The sequence below is a fragment of the Thiomicrospira sp. genome (genome assembly GCF_014859555.1).
Classification (GTDB): domain Bacteria; phylum Pseudomonadota; class Gammaproteobacteria; order Thiomicrospirales; family Thiomicrospiraceae; genus Thiomicrospira.
This window is the reverse complement of the sequence record NZ_JACUTY010000085.1, coordinates 1-4,814: the sequence shown is the minus strand read 5'-3', so window position 1 is coordinate 4,814 and position 4,814 is coordinate 1. Positions and strand designations below refer to the sequence as shown.

6 protein-coding genes are annotated in these 4,814 nt (G+C 46.7%); 5 read left to right on the top strand and 1 reads right to left on the bottom strand.

What is annotated here, in order from left to right:
• From IBX48_RS09755 to IBX48_RS09735, 5 genes are all read left to right on the top strand, one after another.
• On the top strand, nucleotides 1–912 hold a 912-nt coding region (locus tag IBX48_RS09755; RefSeq protein ID WP_296833929.1), incomplete at its 5' end, for a peptidylprolyl isomerase.
• A complete protein-coding gene (pdxA, locus tag IBX48_RS09750; protein ID WP_365942501.1) occupies nucleotides 912–1,904 on the top strand; it encodes a 4-hydroxythreonine-4-phosphate dehydrogenase PdxA in 993 nt (330 codons plus the stop codon). The genes IBX48_RS09755 and pdxA, both read left to right, overlap by 1 nt.
• Entirely contained in the window at nucleotides 1,897–2,712 is an 816-nt protein-coding gene (gene rsmA, locus IBX48_RS09745; protein WP_296833932.1) for a 16S rRNA (adenine(1518)-N(6)/adenine(1519)-N(6))-dimethyltransferase RsmA, read from the top strand. Before pdxA ends, rsmA begins: the two co-directional genes overlap by 8 nt.
• Nucleotides 2,713–3,564: a symmetrical bis(5'-nucleosyl)-tetraphosphatase gene (locus IBX48_RS09740; protein ID WP_296833923.1), complete on the top strand. Its 852-nt coding sequence runs from the start codon at nucleotides 2,713–2,715 to the stop codon at nucleotides 3,562–3,564. It abuts the gene before it with no gap.
• 5 nt (nucleotides 3,565–3,569) lie between these two features.
• Nucleotides 3,570–4,163 (top strand): hypothetical protein, encoded by a 594-nt coding sequence (locus tag IBX48_RS09735; RefSeq protein WP_296833920.1) that lies wholly within the window; start codon nucleotides 3,570–3,572, stop codon nucleotides 4,161–4,163.
• Nucleotides 4,164–4,232: 69 nt separating this feature from the next.
• Here the strand turns inward: IBX48_RS09735 and IBX48_RS09730 are convergent.
• On the bottom strand, nucleotides 4,233–4,814 hold a 582-nt coding region (locus tag IBX48_RS09730; RefSeq protein WP_296833917.1), incomplete at its 5' end, for a pyridoxal-phosphate dependent enzyme.

The window sequence follows — 4,814 nt, the reverse complement described above, 5'->3', positions numbered from 1 at the left end:
TCAGTACACGCCAACACCCTGCTCGACCGGATTGTCGCGGTGGTTAACGACGATATTATTTTGTTGAGTGAACTAAATGAACAAACTGATCAGGCCTTAGCCGAACTACGCCAGCGTCAAATCCAGCGCCCAGATATGAACCTGTTACGCGAACGCGTGCTCGACAATATGATTATGCAAAACCTGCAAGAACAGCGCGCGAAACAACGCGGTATAACGGTTACGGATGATGAAATTAACGCCCAACTCAGCCAAATGGCGGACGCTAATAATTTAACCCTATTGCAACTACGCGAAGCCCTTAATCAACAAATGCCAAATGGCTTTAGCACGATTCGCCAACAAATCAGCGACCAAATTTTGATTCAAAAATTACGCGAAGTTGAAATTCTCAGCCAAATTCAGGTGACCGAAGAAGAAGTCGAAAACTTTATTCAGCGTCGTCAACTGCAAGATGGCAACGAAGAGTTTAAATTGGCGCACATTCTGATTACCCGCCCCGACTCACCCACCCCAGAACAAAGTCGTGAAGTCGAACAAAAAGTAAAAGACATTTACCAGCAACTTCAAGATGGCGTAGATTTCGCACAAATAGCCGTGCGTCACTCTGAAGCCAGTCAAGCTTTGAATGGTGGCGACCTCGGCTGGCTAAATCTGGATGAAATGCCTTCGTTTTTTACCGAGGCGGTCGTGCAACTTCAGATAGGTCAAATCAGTCAAATCATCGAAACCTCGAGTGGCTATCACATTCTAAAACTCAACGATAAACGCCGCGGTGAAGCCCAAGGTCAAGCCTTGGAACAAGAAGCCATCCAAGCCATCCGCTCTCGTAAAGCCAATGAAACCTTTGACTTATGGATGCGCCGCTTACGCGATGAAGCTTATGTCGAAACTCGGTTGGAGCGACTATGATGGACTCACGTATTGTTATCACCTCGGGCGAACCGGCCGGAATTGGGCCCGACTTAGTGATTCAACTGGCACAACAAAACTGGCCAATCCAACTGGTGGTGATCGCGGACCCAGATTTACTCAAAGCGCGCGCGCAGGTCTTAAACCTCCCGCTTGAAATTTTGCTTTACGAAGCCAGTCAGCCAGAAAAAATCAGTCGCCCAGGCCAACTCTGTGTGTTGCCACTTAGCCTAAACGCCCCCACTCACGCGGGTGAATTAAATCCGGCTAATGCCGATTATGTTATTCGCATGTTAACGCGCGCAACCCAAGGGTGTTTAAGTGGCGAATTTGCCGCGATGGTGACCGGGCCGGTACATAAAGGTGTGATTAACCAGGCTGGCTTAAAGTTTAGTGGTCATACTGAATTATTAGCCGAACTTAGCCATACCGAGCAAGTCGTGATGATGTTGGCAACACCGGGTTTACGTGTCGCACTCGCGACCACACATTTGCCCTTGGCCGATGTGCCTAAAGCGATCACCCAGCCTTTATTAGAAAAGGTTATGCGTATCACTTATCAAGCTTTAAAACAACAATTTGGCATAGATTCACCGCGTTTATTTGTCGCTGGCTTAAACCCACACGCAGGCGAAGACGGCCACATGGGGCGGGAAGAAATTGAGGTCATCCAACCGGTGATTAATCAATTGCAACAGCACAACATGGACATTAGCGGCTGCTATCCCGCCGACACCATGTTTACGCCACAAAAAATGGAGCAAGCCGATGCGTTTTTAGCCATGTATCACGATCAAGGTTTACCGGTTTTAAAGCATGTTGGGTTTGGCAAAGCGGTCAATATTACCTTGGGCTTACCCTTTATCCGCACCTCGGTTGACCACGGTACCGCACTCGATTTAGCCGGCACAGGCCAAGCCGACACTGGCAGTTTCCATTATGCGATTCAAGTCGCGCTAGAAATGTTGGAGGCGCATCGTGTCAATGTCTAAAGCATCTAACCACAAACATAAAAAACAGTTTGGTCAAAACTTCCTTAACAATCCCGGTGTTATTGCCCACATTGTAGATGTGATTGCAGCGCGCCCTGAGCAACACCTGGTCGAAATCGGGCCGGGCGAAGCGGCTTTAACCGAACCCTTATTGGATCGGGTTAATCATTTAGATATTATTGAAATTGACCGCGATTTAATTGGCCCGCTCACTCAGCGTTTTAAAACGCACCCATCTTTTCACTTACACAATGCGGATGCCTTGCGGTTTGATTATCGCCAACTAATTAAACAACCTGGCGAGACCCTGAGAATGGTGGGCAACCTGCCCTACAACATTTCTAGCCCGTTAATGTTCCACTTGCTTGAACAGTCTGACATTATTGAAGACATGCATTTTATGTTGCAAAAAGAAGTGGTTGAACGCATCACTGCCGAGCCCGGTTGCAAAGCTTTTGGTCGTCTCAGTGTGATGCTTCAATACGCCTGCCAAACCGAATATTTATTTACAGTCGGCCCAGAAAACTTTACGCCACCGCCAAAAGTCGATTCCGCCATTGTTCGTTTAATCCCGTACCGTCAACTGCCTTTTGAGGCCGATAATTTCACTGATTTTGCGGCACTCGTCAAACAAGCCTTCAGTCAAAAACGTAAAACCTTGCGCAACACCCTAAAAAACTGGTTAAATAGTGAACAAATCGAACTTTGTCAGATTGACCCAGGTTTAAGAGCGGAAGCATTATCGGTAGAAGACTTTGTCCATCTGGCCAATTTATACAGCCGAGTGAAACCTCAAAAGGAAGCGTAAGTGGCAACCTATATTATTGGTGATTTACAGGGTTGCTTTGACCCATTACAACAATTGCTCGAACAAATTAACTATCAGCCTAAACAGGATGAACTTTGGTTTGTGGGCGATATTGTTAATCGAGGCCCGCAGTCGTTAGAATGTTTACGATTTGTAAAATCACTCGGAGAACGTGGCAAAATGGTACTGGGAAACCATGATTTTCACCTGCTTGCCGCCTCCAGTGGTTTAGAAAAATACCGCTCCAAATCCGACACCCTCGAAGATATATACAACGCGCCCGATCACTCGGAACTAATCGATTGGTTACGCCAGCAGCCCTTAATGGTGCGTCACGCCACCTTGCCGGTGGTCATGGTTCATGCCGGTATTCCACCACAATGGACGGTGGAACAAGCCGCAATCCATGCGGATGAAGTTGAACAAGTTATGCGTTCGGATGATTGGCGTGAGTTTATTACCCAGCATTTATTCGGCTCTAAAACCAAAACTTGGCACGACGCCTTAAAAGGCTGGGAACGTTTACGTTACATCGTCAATGCGTTTGCACGCATGCGTTATTGCAACGCACATGGTGAGTTAGATTTCGACCTAAAAGGTTCGCCAGATAAACATACACATGCCGAGCACCAGGCCTGGTTTTTACATACCAATCGACGTAATAAGGATCATGAAATCTTTTTTGGCCACTGGTCAACGCTTGGCGCCATAGATGCCTACCAAGTGCATGCGACCGATACTGGCTGTTTGTGGGGTGGTCAACTCACGGCTTTTTGCCTTGAGACTCGGGTTCGTCACACATTTAAGTGTACGCAAATGAGCAAACCCAAAAAACCTAAGGCTGTGAAATAATTCATATGAGCGAAACGCCAGTAGATCAAACTCAAATCAGCGATGATATTCCCAGCGCAAAAACCATGCTGGGACGATTGCATGAAATTAATTTAGAAGATTTTGATATTAAAAAAGTAGAAGAAGAAATACGCGGTAATCGTATTTGGATCAATACCCTCACTATTCCGGTTGCTATGTTGAGTTTGGTGATTTTCACTTTTTTAGGTGCCTGGATCAGTGGATACTTGATCTTAAGTTTTTTAGTTAGCGCTGGGATCGTGTTTTTTATTGGCAAAATGTTTGAAGGCTATGATCGCCAAGTTAAGTGGGACGCACGCCGTGAAGCCGAACGTCGAGTGGCTGAAACCGAAGGGGAATTTGGATTGCTGGTGCATTTCAAACCCTTTTTGCCAACCCGTTATCGCCACCTAATTCAATCGCTTAAACGTCGGCGTTATTTGTACGTTGACCAGTACATTCAAGCCGTTAATTTATTGCAACGTAAATTGGATCACGATAAATTCACCCAAGCTTGGCACATAGTGTATCCGCACCTCAAACCCAATACCGATTTGGATGCGGATTTTAATGAGTCTGACTCGCAGGATCAAGCTTAGATCAAGCACCAGGCCTGGTGCTTGTCGTTAGTCTGGTTTTTGTAACTTTAAAAGCCTTTTAAAGAGGCCTTAAGATTGGCTCGCAAACCCAAAGTTCTCAGTGACATAATCAATATCTTTATCGCCACGACCGGATAAATTAATCAGAATTGTCGAACCCGGATTGTCACGCCCATGACGCATCGCCCAAGCCACCGCATGTGCACTTTCTAATGCTGGGATAATGCCTTCCGAACGCGATAACTCATAAAACGCATCCAAAGTTTCCTGGTCGGTCGCGCCGTGATATTTAACCCGTCCTTCCACTTTCAAATGCGAATGTTCCGGTCCAACACCCGGATAGTCTAAACCCGAAGCAATCGAATGTACCGGAGCAGGGTTACCTTCATCATCCGAAAGCAACAGACATTTAAAACCGTGAATCATACCAGGCTCACCGTAAGTCATAGTGGCCGAATGTTCGCCCAATTTTGTGCCTCGGCCAAGCGGCTCAACGCCGTTCAACCCCACGGCTTGATTTTCGATAAAACCGGCAAACATTCCCATCGCATTCGAGCCCCCGCCAACGCAAGCCCCTACCTCATCCGGCAGTTCACCGACTAACTCTAGAAACTGTTCGCGTGATTCATGCCCCACCACCGACTGGAAATT

Bases quoted from the DNA above. Each gene is read 5' to 3' on its own strand.
- pdxA (WP_365942501.1), top strand. From the start codon at position 912: ATGGACTCACGTATTGTTATCACCTCGGGCGAACCGGCCGGAATTGGG.
- rsmA (WP_296833932.1), top strand. From the start codon at position 1,897: ATGTCTAAAGCATCTAACCACAAACATAAAAAACAGTTTGGTCAAAAC.
- IBX48_RS09735 (WP_296833920.1), top strand. From the start codon at position 3,570: ATGAGCGAAACGCCAGTAGATCAAACTCAAATCAGCGATGATATTCCC.